Origin of the sequence: Methylobacterium sp. 88A (assembly GCF_000376345.1) — a bacterium.
Classification (GTDB): Bacteria; Pseudomonadota; Alphaproteobacteria; order Rhizobiales; family Beijerinckiaceae; genus Methylobacterium; species Methylobacterium bullatum.
In genome coordinates this window covers 1,414,900-1,431,250 of sequence record NZ_AQVT01000001.1, presented here as the reverse complement: position 1 = coordinate 1,431,250, position 16,351 = coordinate 1,414,900, and the positions used below count along the sequence as shown (strand labels likewise).

Sequence of the window (16,351 nt, the reverse complement as noted above, 5' to 3'; positions counted from 1 at the left end):
CTATAGCGTCGACGTCACATCGTCTCAAACCCTCGCGTCGACGAAGGCATGGTCCGTCACGGGAATCACGTGGGCATCGTCGGGTGAACATTGTGACCCCGATAACGGCGATACCGTAGAAACAGAAAGAGGCCGCTTGAGGCGGCCCCTTCCGATCATTGTTGATACTCAGGATCGAGCGGAACCGTTCAGTAGCAGCGCTCGACCAGGATCCGGCGAGGTCCGTAGGGAGTCCAGCGGGTGCGCGGGACGGTGTAGCATTCACCACCGTATCCGCCGTAGGCGGCAGGAGCATAGCCGTAGCCATAGGCCGGGTATCCGCCATAGCCACCGTAGCCGCCATAGAGTCCGCCGGCGGCGAGGCCGAGGCCGACACCGAGGCCGAGACCGCCGAGGCCGTAACCGTAGCCGCGGCCGTAACCGCCGCGCCAGCCGTAGCCGCGATGTCCACCCCAGCCGCCGCCATAGCCGCGGAAGCCCGCGCTACGGAAACCGCCTCCATAGCCGCGGAAACCGCCGGCGTGTCCACCCCAGCCACCATGGCCGCCATGCCAACCACCGTGACCACCACCCCAGCCGCCGCGGGCTTCCGCCGTCGCCGGGATCATCGCCAGAGCGCCGACCATCGCGGTCGCTGCCAGAACAATGCGTTTCATCGTCTTGTCTCCAAAGACAGGTTCTTGTCCCCAGTGGTTATAGAACACCCAGGGTCCATGAACAGTTCATGGCACATTTTGTCCCGCACGCGTTGGGCCGATCACAGGTCGGTGAGAGCGGCGGTCGGCACGCCTTGAAAACGCCTCCCGTTTCGGGCGAGGACACCGCGCGCCACCTCGTCCGCACGGGAGGGCAGATGATGGCTCCGCCTCGGGATTCAACGATGATGTCACTGCGACGCGCATTTGCCGGAGCCATGCTGTTCGCGTTCGCTGCGGGTCTCGCTCCCCAGCCCGCGCGGGCCGCGCCCGCCGCCGCGTCGCCGTGCAAGGCGGTTCAGTCCGAGGGCGAGACCTTCACGGTCTGCACGGTGGATCTGCGCCGCGAGCGGGTGCGGGTGTTCTGGCTCGGCGCCGACGGTCTGCCCTATTCGTCGCTCTCGACGCTGGGGGAAAAGATCGGCCCCAAGCTCAGCTTCGCCATGAATGGCGGCATGTACGACAAGGGCCAGGCGCCGGTGGGCCTCTATGTGGAGGAGGGCCGCGAGATGAAGGGCGTCTCCACCGCCAACGGGCCGGGCAATTTCCACCTCAAGCCCAATGGCATCTTCTACGTGAAAGGCGAGCGCGCCGGCGTCGCCGACACGACTCGCTTTCTGCGCCAGAAAATCAAGCCGGATTTCGCCACCCAATCGGGGCCGATGCTGGTGATCGACGGCAAGATCCACCCGAAGATCTCCACCGACGGGCCGAGCCAGAAGATCCGCAACGGCGTCGGCGTCCGCGACGACGGCCGCACCGCCATCTTCGCCATTTCCGAGCGCCCCGTGACCTTCGGTTCCTTCGCGCGGCTGTTCAAGGACACGCTCGGCTGCGCCAACGCCCTGTTCCTCGACGGCAGCGTCTCCAGCCTCTACGCGCCGGGTATCAACCGGTCGGACATCAGCCGGCCGTTGGGGCCGCTGGTGGGGGCGGTGGCGAAGTAGGGCGGGCGGATCAGGCCAGCCGTGCCCGCTTGCCGAAGGCGACCCTGAGCCGCGCCTTTGCGAGTTCGGCGATCTCCGTCATCGATTCGATCCGCACCATCGGCATCTCCGCCCCGATGAGGCTCGTCGGCTCGAAGCTGAAGAGCAGGTGGCGCACGCCGATCTCCAAAGCCGTCACCCCGTCGGACTGGGTGAGATCCTCGCCGAAGATCTCGATGAGCGGCCCGTCCGGGTCGCCCTTCTCGATCTGGATGATGAAATAGCCGGCGGGTTCCTCCTCGTCGTCCGCGCCGGAGATCAGGCTGATGCCGTTCTCCTCGTCGTAGCGGACGCGCTGCACCGTGATCGTCGTGATGTCGTCGTCCATTGTCTTTGCCTGAAATCGGGTCAGCGTTGCCCGAACTGGGTATCGCGGAACAGGGTCTTGAACTGGCGCGGCTGGCAGCGCCAGTACTGCTTGGGCGCACTCACCTGGGCGCCGAGCTCGGCCGCCGCATGCCACGGCCAGCGCGGATCGTACAGCATGGCGCGGGCGAGCGAGACCGCGTCGGCCTTGCCCTCGGCCAGGATCGATTCCGCATGGGCCGCCTCGGTGATGAGACCGACCGCGATGGTGGTGAGCCCGGTCTCGGCCTTCACCCGCTCGGCGAAGGGAACCTGATAGCCGGGCGAGAGCGGGATCTCCTGGCGGGTGGAGAGGCCCCCGGTGGAGACGTGGATCGCCGCCGATCCGCGCCGCTTGAGCGCATGGGCCAGTTCCACCGTCTCGTCGAGCGTCCAGCCGCCCTCGACCCAGTCGGTGGCCGAGACCCGCATCCAGACCGGCTTGCCCGCCGGCACGACTTCGCGCACCGCCTCGAAACATTCCAGCGGAAAGCGCATCCGGTTCGCGAGGCTGCCGCCGTAATCGTCCGTGCGCTGGTTGGAGAGCGGCGAGAGGAACTGGTGCAGCAGGTAGCCGTGGGCGCCGTGGAGTTCGAACCCGTCGATCCCGATGCGCAACGCGCGCTTGGCCGTCTCCACGAACCCGTCACGGATGCGCTTCAACCCCTCCGCATCGAGGGCATGGGGCGGCACCTCGCCCTCGCCATGGGCGATGGCCGACGGCGCCTCCGTGCGCCAGCCTTCGGGCGCCTGGGGATCGATCTGCGAGCCGCCGTCCCAGGGCGCACGGCTCGAGGCCTTGCGGCCGGCATGGTTGATCTGGATCGCGATGGGGATCGGCGCACGGAGCCGCACCGCATCGAGCACCCGGCCCAGCGCCAGCTCTGTCTCATCCGAGTAGAGGCCGAGATCGGTGGGCGAGATCCGCGCCTCCGGCGAGATCGCGGTGGCCTCCAGCGTCAGCAGGCTCGCGCCCGACATGGCGAGCTGCCCCAGATGCATCAGGTGCCAATCGCCCGCCTGTCCCGCATGGGCCGAATACTGGCACATGGGGGCGACGATGATGCGGTTGGGCAGCGTCAGGCCATCGAGGGACAGAGGCTCGAACAGGCGTGCGGTCATGTGCGGGCTCCGGTCTTCGGCTGACAGCCTAGATGGAGCACCTGAGTCGCCCGCGCCAGGGATGGACGGCTCCGTATCCGCGTTTCCATGGCGCTACGCATCTCTTTATAGCTGGCCCCCGGATCGGGTTCCGCTGGAGCTGCACCGGTCGAGGGAGGGAACGCTCACCCCCCGATCCCCCTCCCCTTCAAGCTCTCGCCGATCTCGTCCAGCACGGCGGCGTCGTCGATGGTGGGCGGGGTGGTCCAGGCTTCGCCGTCGGCGATCTTCTTCATGGTGCCGCGCAGGATCTTGCCCGAGCGGGTCTTGGGCAGCCGTGCCACGGTGAGCGCGAGCTTGAACGCCGCCACGGGGCCGATGCGCTCGCGGATGGAGGCGACGAGTTCGCGCTCGATCTCGGCGGTGTCGCGGGAGACGCCGGATTTCAACACCACGAAGCCGCAGGGCTGTTCGCCCTTCAGCGCATCGCGGATGCCGATGACGGCGCATTCGGCGACATCGGGATGGGCGGCCAGAACCGCCTCCATGCCCCCGGTGGAGAGCCGGTGCCCGGCGACGTTGATGATGTCGTCGGTGCGCCCCAGCACCGTGACGTAGCCGTCCGCGTCGACGATCCCGGCATCCGAGGTGTCGTACCAGCCCGGATAGGTGGTGAGGTAGCTCTGGCGGAAACGCTCGTCCGAACCCCACAGGGTCGGCAGGCAGCCGGGCGGCAGCGGGAGCCGCAGGGCGATGGTGCCCATCGTGTCGGGCGGCAGCGGCTTGCCGGCCTCGTCGAGCACCGCGAGGTCGTAGCCCGGCATCGGCACGCAGGCGCTGCCATGCTTCACCGGCAGCATGCCGACACCCACCGGATTGCCGGCGATGGCCCAGCCGGTCTCCGTCTGCCACCAATGGTCGATCACCGGCCGGTCCAGCGCCCGCTCGGCCCAGGCCACGGAATCCGGGTCGGCCCGCTCGCCGGCGAGGAAGAGGGAGCGGAAGCCGGAGAGGTCGTAGGAGGCGACGAGTTCGGCGCGCGGGTCGTCCTTCTTGATCGCGCGCAGGGCCGTGGGCGCCGTGAACAGGCAGGCGACGCCGTATTCCGCGGCCACCCGCCAGAGCGCCCCGGCATCGGGTGTCCCCACCGGCTTGCCCTCGTAGAGAACGGTGGTGCAGCCGTGCAGCAGCGGCGCGTAGACGATGTAGGAATGGCCCACCACCCAGCCGATGTCGGAGGCGCAGAAATACACCTCGCCCGGTTTCACGTCGTAGAGGTTGGGCATCGACCACGACAGCGCGACGCAGTAGCCGCCGGTATCGCGCACCACGCCCTTGGGTTTGCCCGTCGTGCCCGAGGTATAGAGGATGTAGAGCGGGTCGGTGGCCGCGACGGGGACGCAATCGGCGCTGATCCCGGCGGCCTTCGCCCGGGCCACGGTCTCGGCCCAGTCGCGGTCCCGCCCCTCCACCAGGCCCGCCTCGGCCTGCGGGCGCTGGAGGATGAGGCAGGCGTCCGGCTTGTGCGGCGAGGCCGCGATGGCCGCGTCGAGGAGCGGCTTGTACGGCACGATCCGGCTCGGCTCGATGCCGCAGGAGGCGGCGAGCACCACCTTCGGGGCGGCGTCCGTGATGCGGATGGCGAGTTCGTTGGCGGCGAACCCGCCGAACACCACGGAGTGGACCGCGCCGAGGCGCGCGCAGGCGAGCATCCCGAACAGGGCTTCGGGAATCATCGGCATGTAGATGACGACCCGGTCGCCCTTCTCCACGCCGAGCAGCGAGAGGATGCCGGCGAGCGTCGCCACTTCGTCGCGCAAGGCCGCGTAGCTGATCGTCCGCTTCGTGCCCGTGACGGGCGAATCGTACAGGATCGCCGCCTGCTCGCCCCGCCCCATCGCCACGTGGCGGTCTACGGCATTGTGGCAGGCGTTCAGCGTCGCGTCGGGGAACCAGCGTCCATACGCGCCGGCCTCCGGGTCGAAGGCGCGGGAGGGAGCGGTCTCCCAGTCGAGGGCGGCGGCGGCCTTCAGCCAGAACCCTTCGGGATCGGCGAGGGACGCCGCGTGGATCGGGCGGTAGGCGTCCGTCCCTTCGGTCGAATCGGGAGGTGTCGCAGCGGCCTGCATGGCGGTTCGTTCCCGGCCGGCCGGTCTGAGGATGCCGGCATCTGCGGGGGAATGTAGCCCAACCTGCCCATGACGATACAAGGGACGAAGATACAAGGGGTGACGGCGCAAACGAAAACCGCCGCGCTGGGCAGCGCGGCGGCGAAGGTCAATCAAGGAAAGGGAATGATGGGGAGCTGGCTAGTGCACCGAGTCCGTTTCGGCACGAAGCCGATTGATCTCGTCCTTCAGGTGAAGTTTGCGTCGCTTCAATTCCGCGATCCGTAGATCGTTCTCGGAAGGGCTTTGAATCGCGGAGTGGATTTCCCGCTCGAGGGCTTCGTGCTTGAGGGCGAGCTGGCTCAGATGCGTCTGCAGCGACATGAGTCGTTTCTCCTGTCTCGTTCCGACTCAGGCAGATTGGCACAGTATGAGCCGGCTGTCGAAACCGAAATCGGCCCTCGGGGCAACATTGGTTAATCACGATCGCCGGAGCCCTCCCCGATGGAAGAAGCGTCTTCCAGAGCCAATTGCGGGCATCGTCTTGCCGCAAGAGCGCCTGTGCCGCATGGTTTCGGGACGGTGCGTGTCGAGGCTGCAGGTGCGATGGCGGGCGAGTTCGAGGATAACGGGACGGCGGAATTCGTCGAGGAACTGGCGCGGCTCCGCCAGGAGCACCGCGACCTCGACGGGGCCATCGACGCATTGGAACTGAGCGTCGCCGGCGACCAGCTGCAGATCCAGCGCCTCAAGCGGCGCAAGCTCGGCCTGCGGGACCGGATTTCCTATCTGGAAGACCAGATCACGCCCGACATCATCGCCTAGCTTCGGTTTGCCTTGATCACAGGATTGGCCCGGGCACCGTCTTGCGGGCGGTCGCCCGCCCGCGTATGCGGCACGGTCCGGGTGCAGGATCGCGTCCCGGGATCGCGCCGCCACGAAGACATGGCCTGAACCCGGCCAAGCAGACCAGGCGACCGCGATCGTCTCGGGAAGGAAGTGACGACGATGGCGGGAGCGCCCCCGGTCGCGATCATCATGGGAAGCCAGTCGGACTGGGCGACCATGCAGCACGCCGCCGACACCCTCGACGCCCTCGGCGTGCCGCACGAGGCGTTCATCGTCTCCGCCCATCGCACGCCGGATCGCCTCGTCGCCTTCGCCAAGGGTGCGAAGCAGGCGGGCTACAAGGTCGTGATCGCCGGCGCTGGCGGGGCCGCGCATCTGCCCGGCATGACCGCATCCATGACCCCGCTGCCGGTCTTCGGCGTTCCGGTGGAATCGAAAGCCCTGTCCGGCCAGGACAGCCTGCTCTCCATCGTGCAGATGCCGGCCGGCATTCCCGTGGGCACCCTCGCCATCGGCCGGGCCGGAGCCGTCAACGCGGCCCTCCTCGCCACCGCCGTCCTGGCGCTGACCGACACCGCCCTCGCCGAGCGCCTCGATGCGTGGCGGGCCGCGCAGACCGCATCCGTGGCCGAGAGGCCGGAGACACAGATTCCGTGACCGACATGTCCCTCGCGCCCGGTTCCACCCTCGGCATCGTCGGCGGCGGCCAGCTCGGCCGTATGATCGCGCTGGCCGCGGCCAATTACGGCCTCAAGGTCCATGTCTACGCTCCCGATGCGGCGAGCCCGGCCTTCGATGTCGCGGCCGAGACGACCTGCGCCGCCTATGACGATGCCGAGGCGCTCGCCCGCTTCGCGGCGAGCGTCGATGCCGTGACCTACGAGTTCGAGAACATCCCGCGCGAGACCGCCGACCTGCTGGCGCGCCACGCGCCCCTTCGTCCCAGCGCCGACGCATTGTCCACCACGCAGGACAGGCTCTCCGAAAAGAGCTTCATCAACGGCCTCGGCATCGCCACCGCGCCGTTCCGGCAGGTGGACACGCCGGACGACCTCGCCCGTGCGCTGGAGGCGATCGGCCTGCCGGCCGTGCTGAAGACGCGCCGCTTCGGCTATGACGGCAAGGGCCAGCGCATCATCCGCACCGCCGAAGAGGGCGACCGGAACGCGATCTTCGCCGAGTTCGGTGGCGCGCCGCTGATCCTCGAAGGGTTCGTGCCGTTCGAGCGCGAGGTTTCGGTGGTGGCGGCGCGGTCCCCCGACGGGAGCTTCGCGGCCTTCGACCTGTGCGAGAACGAGCACCGCGATCATATCCTGGCCCTCACCCGCGTGCCGGCCCCGAACCTGTCGGAGGAGACCGCCCGGATTGCGGTGGAGATCGCCCGCCGGATCGCCGAGGCGCTGGATTATGTCGGGATCCTCGCCGTCGAGATGTTCCTGGTGCGCGACGAGGCCGGCGAGCGTCTGATCGTCAACGAGATCGCGCCGCGGGTGCACAATTCCGGTCACTGGACAATCGAGGGCGCCGTGACCTCGCAATTCGCCCAGCATGTCCGCGCCGTCTGCGGCTGGCCCCTTGGCGATGCTTCGCGCGTCGCCGGCGCCTCCGTGGAGATGCGGAACCTGATCGGCGACGATATCGACGCCTGGCCGTCTCTCCTCGCGGAACCCGGCGCGCATCTCCACCTCTACGGCAAGGGCGACGCCCGGCCGGGCCGCAAGATGGGCCATGTCACGCGGGTGATCCCGGCTTCGTGAGGACGGCTCAACCCTGCCGGAGGGCGCGGACGTCGTCCTTCGCCGACATGCCGAACCGCCGCTTGAAAGCCTTGCTGAAGCCGGGTGCATCGGTGAAGCCGCAGGCATGCATCAGGACGTTGATGGGCGTGCGGTCGTTGGAGGCCGATGTCAGCCAGCGATGGATGCGGTCCAGCCGGGCATCGCGGATCTCGGCGGCGATCCCTTCGCCGTCGGCGAAGGCACGATAGAGTTTCGAGCGGGAGACGTTGAGCGCCGCGGCCATCGCTCGAGGCCCATACGACGCGTCATGCGAATGCCGTTCGATGTGCACGCGCGCGAGAGACCGGAGTACCTCGGACGAAGCCCGATCCCCATCGTCCCGAGCTCCGACGAGCGCGCGCACGATGTGAAGCGCGCCCTCGACCGCGAGCCCGGCTTCGGCCTCCGACATCCCCGTGGCAGATCGCGCGACGTCGTGCATGTAGGTCGTCAGCAACTCGGTGGAGGGACTCGCGCGGATGCGACGGCCGGTCAGGGCGTCGGCGTTCCCGACCCGTGCCTCGAAATTCACGCGAGGGACGCTGAAACGGAGCTCCCGATACGGCGACAGACCTCCCACGGCAAAGGGGCGGTCGAGCCTCATGAAGCCGATATCCCCCACACCGACCACATGACCGCAACTGCCCTGTTCCAAGTAGCCATGCCCCGACAGGAAGAAGCTGACGACGACCTCGTCGCGGCCGGCCCGCCGGATATGGCGTAGATCGCCCTCGACGCTCACCGGGCTGCTCTCCGTGAGAAGCAACGTCGTGTGCGCTGAAAGGGCGGCCAACCGGTTGGCGGAAAATGCTTCGTGGGGGTTCGGCCGATCCACGATGCCGAGATTCTTCAACGCGGTGTTTCGCCAGAATTCGAAGGCTCGAACAGGCTCGACGTGCTTCGTCGTTTCGACAACCGTGAGCACCTTCGCGGGGGGAAACACGCACTACTCCTGGTCTCGTTCGAGGGGAACTCATGGCCGGCGCCCGACGCGCGCGTGGAGGGGCGCATCACCTCGTGCCGACGTCACGAGCGTAATCGTCAGCCGACCCAACAACATTCGATGGCGCTGTTGGTTCACTGATGAAGTCTTGTGGTAGACTGCGTAAGTATGCAGCGGCCTGTCGCGCCGCTGCATCCGGAACCATGATTTTGGGACGGAGAGACAATTTCTGAACGTTGACCCAATCCGCTCGATGCGGGTATTTCCATTGGCGCAGCCCGCACGTTGCGCCATCTATGATGATTGAAAGTAATAAGTATTTCCTCCAATGTTTCCTAAATGCTGTGATCATATCGAATGGTATGTTTCTTATAATAGAACGGTATTTTTCTTTCTATAACAAGACTTATTTCTATATAACGTTATGCAATTGCGGGTTGTACTAATAAAGTGACTATTTTTATTGAGAATGATAACTCTGGTTGTATTGTATAGCAATTTTCTATTATTGATCTGCTATCGAAGTCACCAAGCGAGTCTTGCGCTGTATAGTTCGTTTCACCTCTCGCGAGATGGTGGGGAATACTGCAAGACATCGGTCGTTCAGTCGCCGAGTTGCCTTCCGCGATCGTCATCGTTGAGATGTCGATCCACATGACATGGACAAATACTGATCGAGCATCGTCGTCGCGCCATCAGTGAGACTGGCGACAAAACAAAGTTCAACTTGAAATAGCAGCATGAACAGGAGAAGTTCCATGGCTTGGATCAAGCTCACCAAGGGATCTGGTCAAGAAATTTACGTCAATACGTCTCTTCTAATTGATGTAACTGCGTCCGGTTCCGGCTCACGGATCAGATATGCCGGACATTCCGGGGCCGCAGGTGCTGTGAAACCGATATCCAGCAACGTCAATCAACCGCCTGAAGAAGTCATGGATCTGATCGGTCAGATCGAGACATCGAGACAATCAGGCCATTACTAGACCACTCTCGACCTTGGGCCACCTGATTCGTCTGTCGAAGGTGATTCGTATGTCGGCGACGTCAGGGGCACTAGTGCATACATACTGGTATCGAAACCGGAGACGCTTGGCGTTATCTTTGGTGAATCTTGAGATTCTTAAGTGAATACAATTTATTTCACGGACATTTAACGGAACATCTCGTATTGTCGCGTTGTGGCCGCTGAAGGCTGGGTTTCAGGGCTCATATCAGATGAGTTTGCCAATAAACTATCTTATTCGAGGGACCTCGCCGTGGAACGGACAATCGTCGCATTCGCCAAACCAATAGCTCTGGGACTCATTTGTTTCGTATCGATACTCTAAATATCGAAGAATGTTGGAGCAGCCTTCGTCATCAGCCTCGTCCCGTTGCTGTTGGGCTGGCTCGGGATCATGGAAACGTTTGCCTACGCGATTGCGGCGATGGTGTTCTTGGCGGCGGTGGCATGGGCCGCGACGCCGGTATCGGTCAAAAGTATTCTGGCCGAACATTCGGAGCGTGCGCTCACCGATATCCAGCAGGAAATAAAGACGCGATAGGGCGAGCCGGTTGTATCGGGCCGGCGTGCTGATCCGGGGGGGCAAGGGCAAGGGCAAGGGCCGCAAGGATTCGCTGGCCTTGCCCTGCCCCGTTCCGTGGACTCGTCCTCCATCGCCAATCCGCTCAATGGATGCATTGCGCCGGGCGGATCCCGCTGGGTTTCCTCAGCCTTGGGTGTTCGAGCCAGAGGTGTCGCCTCGTCGGCCGGGCTCGCGAATCTTCGATCTGGACGCCGGGCGTCTGTCTGAGACGGCCGGTCGAGCCATGGCGGGATAACCTCCAGGGTCATCGTGTAGGGCGTCGAAACTGCGTCTTGTCGGACACAGTCTGTCCTCGCCGTGACCTGCCGGACGGCCTTCGCGACCCCGCGCGGAAGCGAGCCTTACCTTCGCCACATCGCGCCGCTTCAGCGGGTGAGCCGGCGGGTTTTAAGCGCGTGTTCACCGCGATGCGAGACTGTGCCGGCACTCGTCGTCCTGTCCGGCATCCGAAGCGCTTCGAGGCGCCATGGTGGATGGGATGATCGATTGCAGCGGACGGGAGCGTGCCTCGGGGGGCATGGCGATCCCGAGGGGAGAGGGGCAATGACGTTTGTAGTGCCGCGTGCGAAGGCGGGTCTGGTCGGGGCCGTAGCGATCGCGGCGGCTTTGGCCGGGTGTGAGACCTATGGCGGTGGCGGGGCTTCGGCGACGCGCCAGTTCGCCGTGGTCGAGAGCGACGCCACGGGTGCCACCAGCGTCAACATCGCCTCGCTCACCGAGGTGATCCAGCGTAATCCCAACGATGCCGGCGCCTACGTCACCCGCGGCGCGGCCTATGCCCGCTCGGGCCAGTTCAACGACGCCATCGGCGATTTCACGAAGGCCGTCCAGATCGATCCGAATTCGGCCTCCGCCTACTACAACCGGGCGCTGGCCTACCGCCAGACCGGCCGCAACGATGGGGCACTCGCCGACTTCTCGAAGGCCATCTCGGCCGATTCCAACTACGGTCCCGCCTATATCGGTCGCGCCAACGTGCTGCGTGCCCAGGGCGATCTCGACGGTGCGATGTCGGATCTCAACCAGGCGATCCGCCTGACGCCGGAATCGGCCGAGGCCTACCATGCGCGCGGCCTCGTGCGTCAGCGCCAGGGCCAGAACACCCAGGCCATTGGCGATTTCGATGCCGCCATCGACCGCAATCCCTTCGTGGCGGCGCCCTACGCCGCGCGGGGCCAGAGCCTCATCGCCACGAACCAGTTCGACAAGGCGATCGAGGATTACAACGCGGCCCTCAACGTCAACAACAAGGACGCCAGCTCCTGGGCCTATCGCGGCCTCGCCTACGAGAAGACGAACCGCAAGAAGGAGGCGATGGAGAGCTATCAGCGCGCCGCCCAGCTCGAACCGGGCAACCCCGTGGCCAAGCAGGGGCTGGGACGCGTCTCGGGCGGTGTCGGATCGCTGTTCAACTGATCCGTCGCTAAGGTTACGCCGCGGCTTCACGAAGGGCGTCGCCGCATCGGCGACGCTCGCGCCGTCGTCCAGGCGGATCCGGGCCATCGGGTCTCGTCCGACTTCGCGACGATCGAGCGCTGCGTCGGAGCCGCCGGGGACGGACGAAACGCCCCGCCGATCAGCCGACGAGCCGGTTCGTCCGCTTCATCGTCAGTTGCCTCAGAATGCGCCCGAGCTGTTCGGCCGAGTATGGCTTGTGCAGGAGCTCGAATTCCTCCGCGCCATCCTGCGCCAGCACGTGGCTGTACCCGGACGCGAGAAGCACCGGCAGGCTCGGCAGACGCTCGCGCAATCGCTGGGCCAGGGCGATGCCGCCGATGCCCGGCATCACCACGTCCGAGAACACCGCATCGTATCCGTTGCCGTCCGTGCCGAGCTGCTCGAGAGCTTCCTCGGCGTTGACGGCCCAGGTGGTCCGGTAACCGAGATCTTCCAGGATCTGCGTGGCGAAGCGGCCGACCTCGATATTGTCCTCGACCACCAGGATACGCTGGCCCACCCCCATCGGCGAGCCCGGCTCCGGTTGAAGCATCTCCCGGTCCGCGCCGTTCTGCTCGATCACGATCTCGGGCAGGTAGAGCGTGAACGTCGTACCTTGCCCGAGCCTGGTCGACACGTCGACATCGCCGCCGGACTGCTTGGCGAAACCGAACACCTGGCTGAGGCCGAGGCCGGTTCCCTTCCCCACCTCCTTGGTGGTGAAGAACGGCTCGAAGATGCGGCCCAACTGCTCAGGCGCGATTCCGGTGCCCGTATCGGTCAGCGAGATCGCCGCGAAGGCTCCGGGAGCGACCGCATGCCCACGGATCGGCGGCAGCTTCTCCTGCTGCACCAGAGTCAGGGTCAGGGTCCCCTCCCCGTTCATCGCATCGCGGGCATTCACCGCCATGTTGACGAGGGCGGTCTCGAACTGGCTGAGATCCGCCTTGACGAAGCAGGGTTCGTCCGGCGTCTCGACCGTCAGGCGGATGCGGGCCCCCGTCACGGTGTCGATCATCTCTGAGACGGCGCGCAGGCGCTCGCCGACCTCGAAGACCTCGGGCTTGAGGGCCTGGCGGCGGGCGAAGGCGAGGAGCTGCCCGGTCAGCTTCGCGGCGCGGTCGACCGTATCGGACACCGCGTCGAGGTAGCGCCGCTTGCGCTCTTCGGGCAGCTCCGGCCGGCGCAGGAAATCGACGGAGGAGCGGATGATGGTCAGGAGGTTGTTGAAATCGTGCGCCACGCCGCCGGTCAGCTGCCCGACGGCCTCCATCTTCTGCGACTGGCGCAGCGCCTCCTGCGTGCTGGCGAGCTCGGCCTCGGCGCGCAGCCGCTCCGAGATGTCCTTGGCGTAGTGGAACGCCCCGACGATGCGTCCTCCCTCGTCGCGCAACGGCGAGTAGGACACCTCCCAATAGGGCTTCGCCAGGTCGGGGTCGCCGAACTCCTCGGTGACGGTGAACGTCTCGCCTCGGAGGGCGCGCTCCATCAGGCCGCGCATGACCGGGGCCTGGTCCGCCGGGAAGAGGTCGGGGAACACCTCGCCGACCTGCACCCGGTGGGCGAAGATGCGGAAGAACTCGTCGCTATGGGCTTGGTTGAACGCGATGAGCCGGTACGCGGTGTCGAAGGCGCAGATGGGCGCGGCGCTGGATTGGAGGATGTCGCGCGAGAGACGAAGCTCCGCCGTCCGCTCCGCGACCTGCCGCTCCAGGTCGTCGTTCAGGGCCTGCAGCGCCTCCGCCCCGGCTTGTCGCGCAGTCTCGGCCCGGTAGCGCTCGGTGATGTCGCGGGAGATGCCGACGAGCTTGAGGGCACCGCCCTCGTCGGGCTGGAACGGCGCGAAGCTCACCTCCCACCAGCGGAGGTCGTCGCCGACGGTCTGGGCCTGCCCCTCGATGCGTGAGACTTCTCCGGCGGCCGCCCGCCGGACGGCATCGCGCAGCTTCGTGCGCTCGCCTTCCGGCCAGAGCCCGGCATATTCCTGCCCGACCACGTCCTGGAGCGATCCGATCCGGTTCAGTTCCAGGCCCCGCGCACTCATGAATTCCAGCGTGCCGTCGGCGGAGAGCACCTTCACGCAATCCGGGCTCGCCCTGAGGATGCCTCTGACGAAGGCGTCGCTGCGCTGGAGCGCCTCCCGGTCGGCGAGGCGCCTGTGCGCGTCGAGATGGAAGCCGATGAGGTCGGCGAACATCCTGAACATGCCGACGATCTCCGGCGTGTTCAGCCGGGCCGGACGAGGGTCGATGGCGCAGAGGGTGCCGAAGAAGCTGCCGTCCGGCAGGTTGATCGGCATCGAGATGTAGCTCTGGAAGCCGTACATCTCCGGGGTCGGATGCGCCTGGAACGCCGGGTCCTCGGACACGTGATCGATGACCACGCCCGTCCCGGACGAGCGGATCGCGTCGCAGATCGTGGTGGCGACCGGCAGCTCGCCGCCGGGCACCAGACCGAAGGCGATGTCGTCCTTGACGCTGCAGGCGACCCAGCGGTCGTCCGTCACCCTGGCGACGGCGGCAAAGCCCATGCCCGTCGTCCGACAGACCACGTTCAGGATGGTCTGAACCGCGGCGATGCCCTCGACCGCAATGATATCCGCCTGGAAGTCGTTCTGGGCGGACGGAACGGCGATTGAGGTGGTCATCATCGGTCCGCCGCTTTAACGGAGCTATGGCCGCGGGAGCGAGGCACCTTGTGGTCACGCTCGATCAAAAGGCGGAGACCGGCGCGGACGACTTCGCTGGCATTCGCATAATGCCCACTCGCGACCTGACCCTTGATGTAGCTCTCCAGCTCATGGGTCAGGGCGATGTTGCGGGTCGGCGTATTCGACATGGCCGGACGGTGTCATAGGCCCCCGGAGCTGTCAAAAGTTGGCAGCCCTGAGTTCCGCCGGGCATCCGCGTGAACCGTCGGCAAAGCCCCCGATCCGAAAGCGGCCGGCCTGACATCCGCGCGATTCTGAGAACCGGGGCGGGGCTCGCATGTGGGATGCCGGCCACCCCATCATCCGCTCAGCCCGGACCCAGTATCCGGCGGTACTGGATGAAGCCCGACCGGTCGGCGAGCCTGTCGTAGAGGGCGCGGGCCTGGGTATTGTCCTCCATGGTCAGCCAGTGGACGCGGTCGGCGCCGGCGTGCCGGGCCTGCGCGGTCACGGCCTCGATGAGCGCGCGGGCGATCCCCCTGCCCCGTGCCTTAGGCGCCGTGAACAGGTCCTGCAGGTAGCAGTAGGGGCCGCGTGTCCAGGCCGAGGCGTGGAAGAGGTAGTGGACGAGGCCGACGGTCTCGCCGTCCGTTTCCGCCACCAGGGCGTGGAGCGGCACCAGCGGATCGTGCAGACGAGACCATGTCAGGTCGCGCATCTCCGGCCCGATCGCGGCCCGGTAGAAGTCGAGATAGCCCGACCACAAGCCCTCCCAGGCCTCGCGCTCGTCGGGCCGTACCGGGCGGATCGTCGAATCCGACACGGCGCTCAGGCCTCGAAACGCTCGGGCCGGCGATGTTCACCGACGATGCGGCGGACCGTACCGGTGGCGGACCGGTAGATGACCGTCTCGGTCACGATCATGCCGGACTTGAAACGCACGCCCTGCAGGAGCGCACCGTCGGTGACGCCGGTGGCGGCCACGATCACGTCGCCCCGCGCCATGTCGGCGAGCTCGTACTTCCGGTTCGGATCGCTGATGCCCATGCGGGCCGCGCGCTCGCGCTTGTCGTGGCTGTCGAGGATCAGCCGGCCCTGCATGTGGCCGCCGATGCAGCGCAGGACGCCGGCCGCGATGACCCCTTCGGGCGCCGCGCCGATGCCGAGATAGATGTCGGCACCGGTCTCGTCGGGGCTCGTCGTGTGGATGATGCCGGCGATGTCGCCGTCCGAGATCAGGCGGATTCCTGCGCCGGTCTCGCGCACGGCCGCCACGAGGGCCATGTGGCGCGGCCGGTCGAGGATGATCGCGGTGATCTCGGATGGGGCGCAGCCCTTGTGCCGGGCGAGCGCAGCGATGTTGTCGGCCGGGCTGGCGTCGAGATCGACGAGGCCCTGGGGGTAGCCTGGGCCGATGGCGATCTTCTGCATGTAGACGTCGGGCGCCGCCAGCAGCGACCCGTGCTCGGCGAGCGCCATCACGGCGATGGCGCCGGGCATGTCCTTGGCACAGAGGGTCGTCCCCTCCAGGGGGTCGACGGCGATGTCGACCTTCGGGCCGGCGCCGGTGCCGAGCTGCTCGCCGATATAGAGCATCGGCGCTTCGTCGCGCTCGCCCTCGCCGATGACGACGGTGCCGTTGATGGGCAGGAGGTTGAGCTCGCGCCGCATGGCGTCGACGGCGGCCTGGTCGGCCTCCTTCTCCCGCCCCTGCCCGCGCAGGCGGGCGGCGGCGATGGCGGCGCGCTCGGTCACCCGCGCCAGTTCGAGGCTCATGGTGCGGGACACCGGACGTCCCACCCCCCCAACGATATCGTCCGCCATCTTGGTCCCGTCCCTCACCTGGTGTCTGGGCCGCGATGGGCGGCCT

At 66.5% G+C, this 16,351-nt stretch carries 17 protein-coding genes; 7 read left to right on the top strand and 10 right to left on the bottom strand.

Translation table 11 applies throughout. From position 1 onward, the window contains the following. Nucleotides 1-188: 188 nt before the first annotated feature. Nucleotides 189-656, bottom strand: coding sequence for a hypothetical protein (locus A3OM_RS0106895; RefSeq protein ID WP_026175791.1), 468 nt, complete (start codon nt 654-656; stop codon nt 189-191). Between the two features lie 224 nt (nt 657-880). Here A3OM_RS0106895 and A3OM_RS0106890 point away from each other — a divergent pair, with 224 nt between their 5' ends. Next, the gene (locus A3OM_RS0106890; RefSeq protein WP_085984214.1) at nt 881-1,642 is read left to right on the top strand and encodes a phosphodiester glycosidase family protein; all 762 of its coding nucleotides are present in this window, start codon (nt 881-883) and stop codon (nt 1,640-1,642) included. Between the two features lie 10 nt (nt 1,643-1,652). Here A3OM_RS0106890 and A3OM_RS0106885 read toward each other — a convergent pair whose 3' ends face one another. The 4 genes from A3OM_RS0106885 to A3OM_RS0106870 form a co-directional block, all read right to left on the bottom strand. Beyond that, nucleotides 1,653-2,009 (bottom strand): hypothetical protein, encoded by a 357-nt coding sequence (locus tag A3OM_RS0106885; protein ID WP_018043001.1) that lies wholly within the window; start codon nt 2,007-2,009, stop codon nt 1,653-1,655. A 20-nt stretch (nt 2,010-2,029) separates the two neighbouring features. Continuing rightward, entirely contained in the window at nt 2,030-3,148 is a 1,119-nt protein-coding gene (locus A3OM_RS0106880; RefSeq protein WP_018043000.1) for an NADH:flavin oxidoreductase/NADH oxidase, read from the bottom strand. Between the two features lie 164 nt (nt 3,149-3,312). Further along, on the bottom strand, nt 3,313-5,256 hold the full coding sequence (locus A3OM_RS0106875) for a propionyl-CoA synthetase (RefSeq protein ID WP_018042999.1): 1,944 nt from the start codon (nt 5,254-5,256) through the stop codon (nt 3,313-3,315). 180 nt (nt 5,257-5,436) lie between these two features. Further along, nucleotides 5,437-5,619, bottom strand: a complete 183-nt coding sequence (locus A3OM_RS0106870) for a DUF465 domain-containing protein (RefSeq protein ID WP_018042998.1) — start codon at nt 5,617-5,619, stop codon at nt 5,437-5,439. 222 nt (nt 5,620-5,841) lie between these two features. Here A3OM_RS0106870 and A3OM_RS0106865 point away from each other — a divergent pair, with 222 nt between their 5' ends. The 3 genes from A3OM_RS0106865 to A3OM_RS0106855 all read left to right on the top strand — a co-directional run bounded on the left by A3OM_RS0106865 (nt 5,842) and on the right by A3OM_RS0106855 (nt 7,841). After that, nucleotides 5,842-6,060 (top strand): DUF465 domain-containing protein, encoded by a 219-nt coding sequence (locus A3OM_RS0106865; RefSeq protein ID WP_018042997.1) that lies wholly within the window; start codon nt 5,842-5,844, stop codon nt 6,058-6,060. Nucleotides 6,061-6,243: 183 nt separating this feature from the next. Next, nucleotides 6,244-6,741: a 5-(carboxyamino)imidazole ribonucleotide mutase gene (purE, locus tag A3OM_RS0106860; protein WP_018042996.1), complete on the top strand. Its 498-nt coding sequence runs from the start codon at nt 6,244-6,246 to the stop codon at nt 6,739-6,741. Nucleotides 6,742-6,746: 5 nt separating this feature from the next. Then, on the top strand, nt 6,747-7,841 hold the full coding sequence (locus tag A3OM_RS0106855) for a 5-(carboxyamino)imidazole ribonucleotide synthase (RefSeq protein WP_043764508.1): 1,095 nt from the start codon (nt 6,747-6,749) through the stop codon (nt 7,839-7,841). Between the two features lie 7 nt (nt 7,842-7,848). Here A3OM_RS0106855 and A3OM_RS0106850 read toward each other — a convergent pair whose 3' ends face one another. Then, nucleotides 7,849-8,604 carry a helix-turn-helix domain-containing protein gene (locus A3OM_RS0106850; protein WP_198290812.1) on the bottom strand — a complete coding sequence of 252 codons (756 nt, stop codon included), beginning with the start codon at nt 8,602-8,604 and terminating at the stop codon, nt 7,849-7,851. Between the two features lie 959 nt (nt 8,605-9,563). Between A3OM_RS0106850 and A3OM_RS25760 the strand changes: the two genes are divergently transcribed. From A3OM_RS25760 to A3OM_RS0106840, 3 genes are all read left to right on the top strand, one after another. Continuing rightward, nucleotides 9,564-9,791: a hypothetical protein gene (locus A3OM_RS25760; RefSeq protein WP_157196451.1), complete on the top strand. Its 228-nt coding sequence runs from the start codon at nt 9,564-9,566 to the stop codon at nt 9,789-9,791. A 414-nt stretch (nt 9,792-10,205) separates the two neighbouring features. Beyond that, nucleotides 10,206-10,352 carry a hypothetical protein gene (locus tag A3OM_RS25755; RefSeq protein ID WP_157196450.1) on the top strand — a complete coding sequence of 49 codons (147 nt, stop codon included), beginning with the start codon at nt 10,206-10,208 and terminating at the stop codon, nt 10,350-10,352. Between the two features lie 585 nt (nt 10,353-10,937). Further along, nucleotides 10,938-11,810 (top strand): tetratricopeptide repeat protein, encoded by an 873-nt coding sequence (locus A3OM_RS0106840; RefSeq protein WP_043764308.1) that lies wholly within the window; start codon nt 10,938-10,940, stop codon nt 11,808-11,810. Between the two features lie 160 nt (nt 11,811-11,970). Here A3OM_RS0106840 and A3OM_RS0106835 read toward each other — a convergent pair whose 3' ends face one another. The 4 genes from A3OM_RS0106835 to glpX all read right to left on the bottom strand — a co-directional run bounded on the left by A3OM_RS0106835 (nt 11,971) and on the right by glpX (nt 16,305). Next, on the bottom strand, nt 11,971-14,478 hold the full coding sequence (locus A3OM_RS0106835; protein ID WP_018042991.1) for a PAS domain-containing protein: 2,508 nt from the start codon (nt 14,476-14,478) through the stop codon (nt 11,971-11,973). Continuing rightward, nucleotides 14,478-14,669: a type II toxin-antitoxin system ParD family antitoxin gene (locus A3OM_RS23600; protein WP_018042990.1), complete on the bottom strand. Its 192-nt coding sequence runs from the start codon at nt 14,667-14,669 to the stop codon at nt 14,478-14,480. The genes A3OM_RS0106835 and A3OM_RS23600 overlap by 1 nt, the downstream gene beginning before the upstream one ends. Nucleotides 14,670-14,848: 179 nt before the next feature. Then, a complete protein-coding gene (locus A3OM_RS0106825) occupies nt 14,849-15,304 on the bottom strand; it encodes a GNAT family N-acetyltransferase (protein ID WP_018042989.1) in 456 nt (151 codons plus the stop codon). Nucleotides 15,305-15,309: 5 nt separating this feature from the next. Further along, nucleotides 15,310-16,305 (bottom strand): class II fructose-bisphosphatase, encoded by a 996-nt coding sequence (gene glpX / locus A3OM_RS0106820; RefSeq protein ID WP_026175788.1) that lies wholly within the window; start codon nt 16,303-16,305, stop codon nt 15,310-15,312. Nucleotides 16,306-16,351 lie beyond the last annotated feature (46 nt).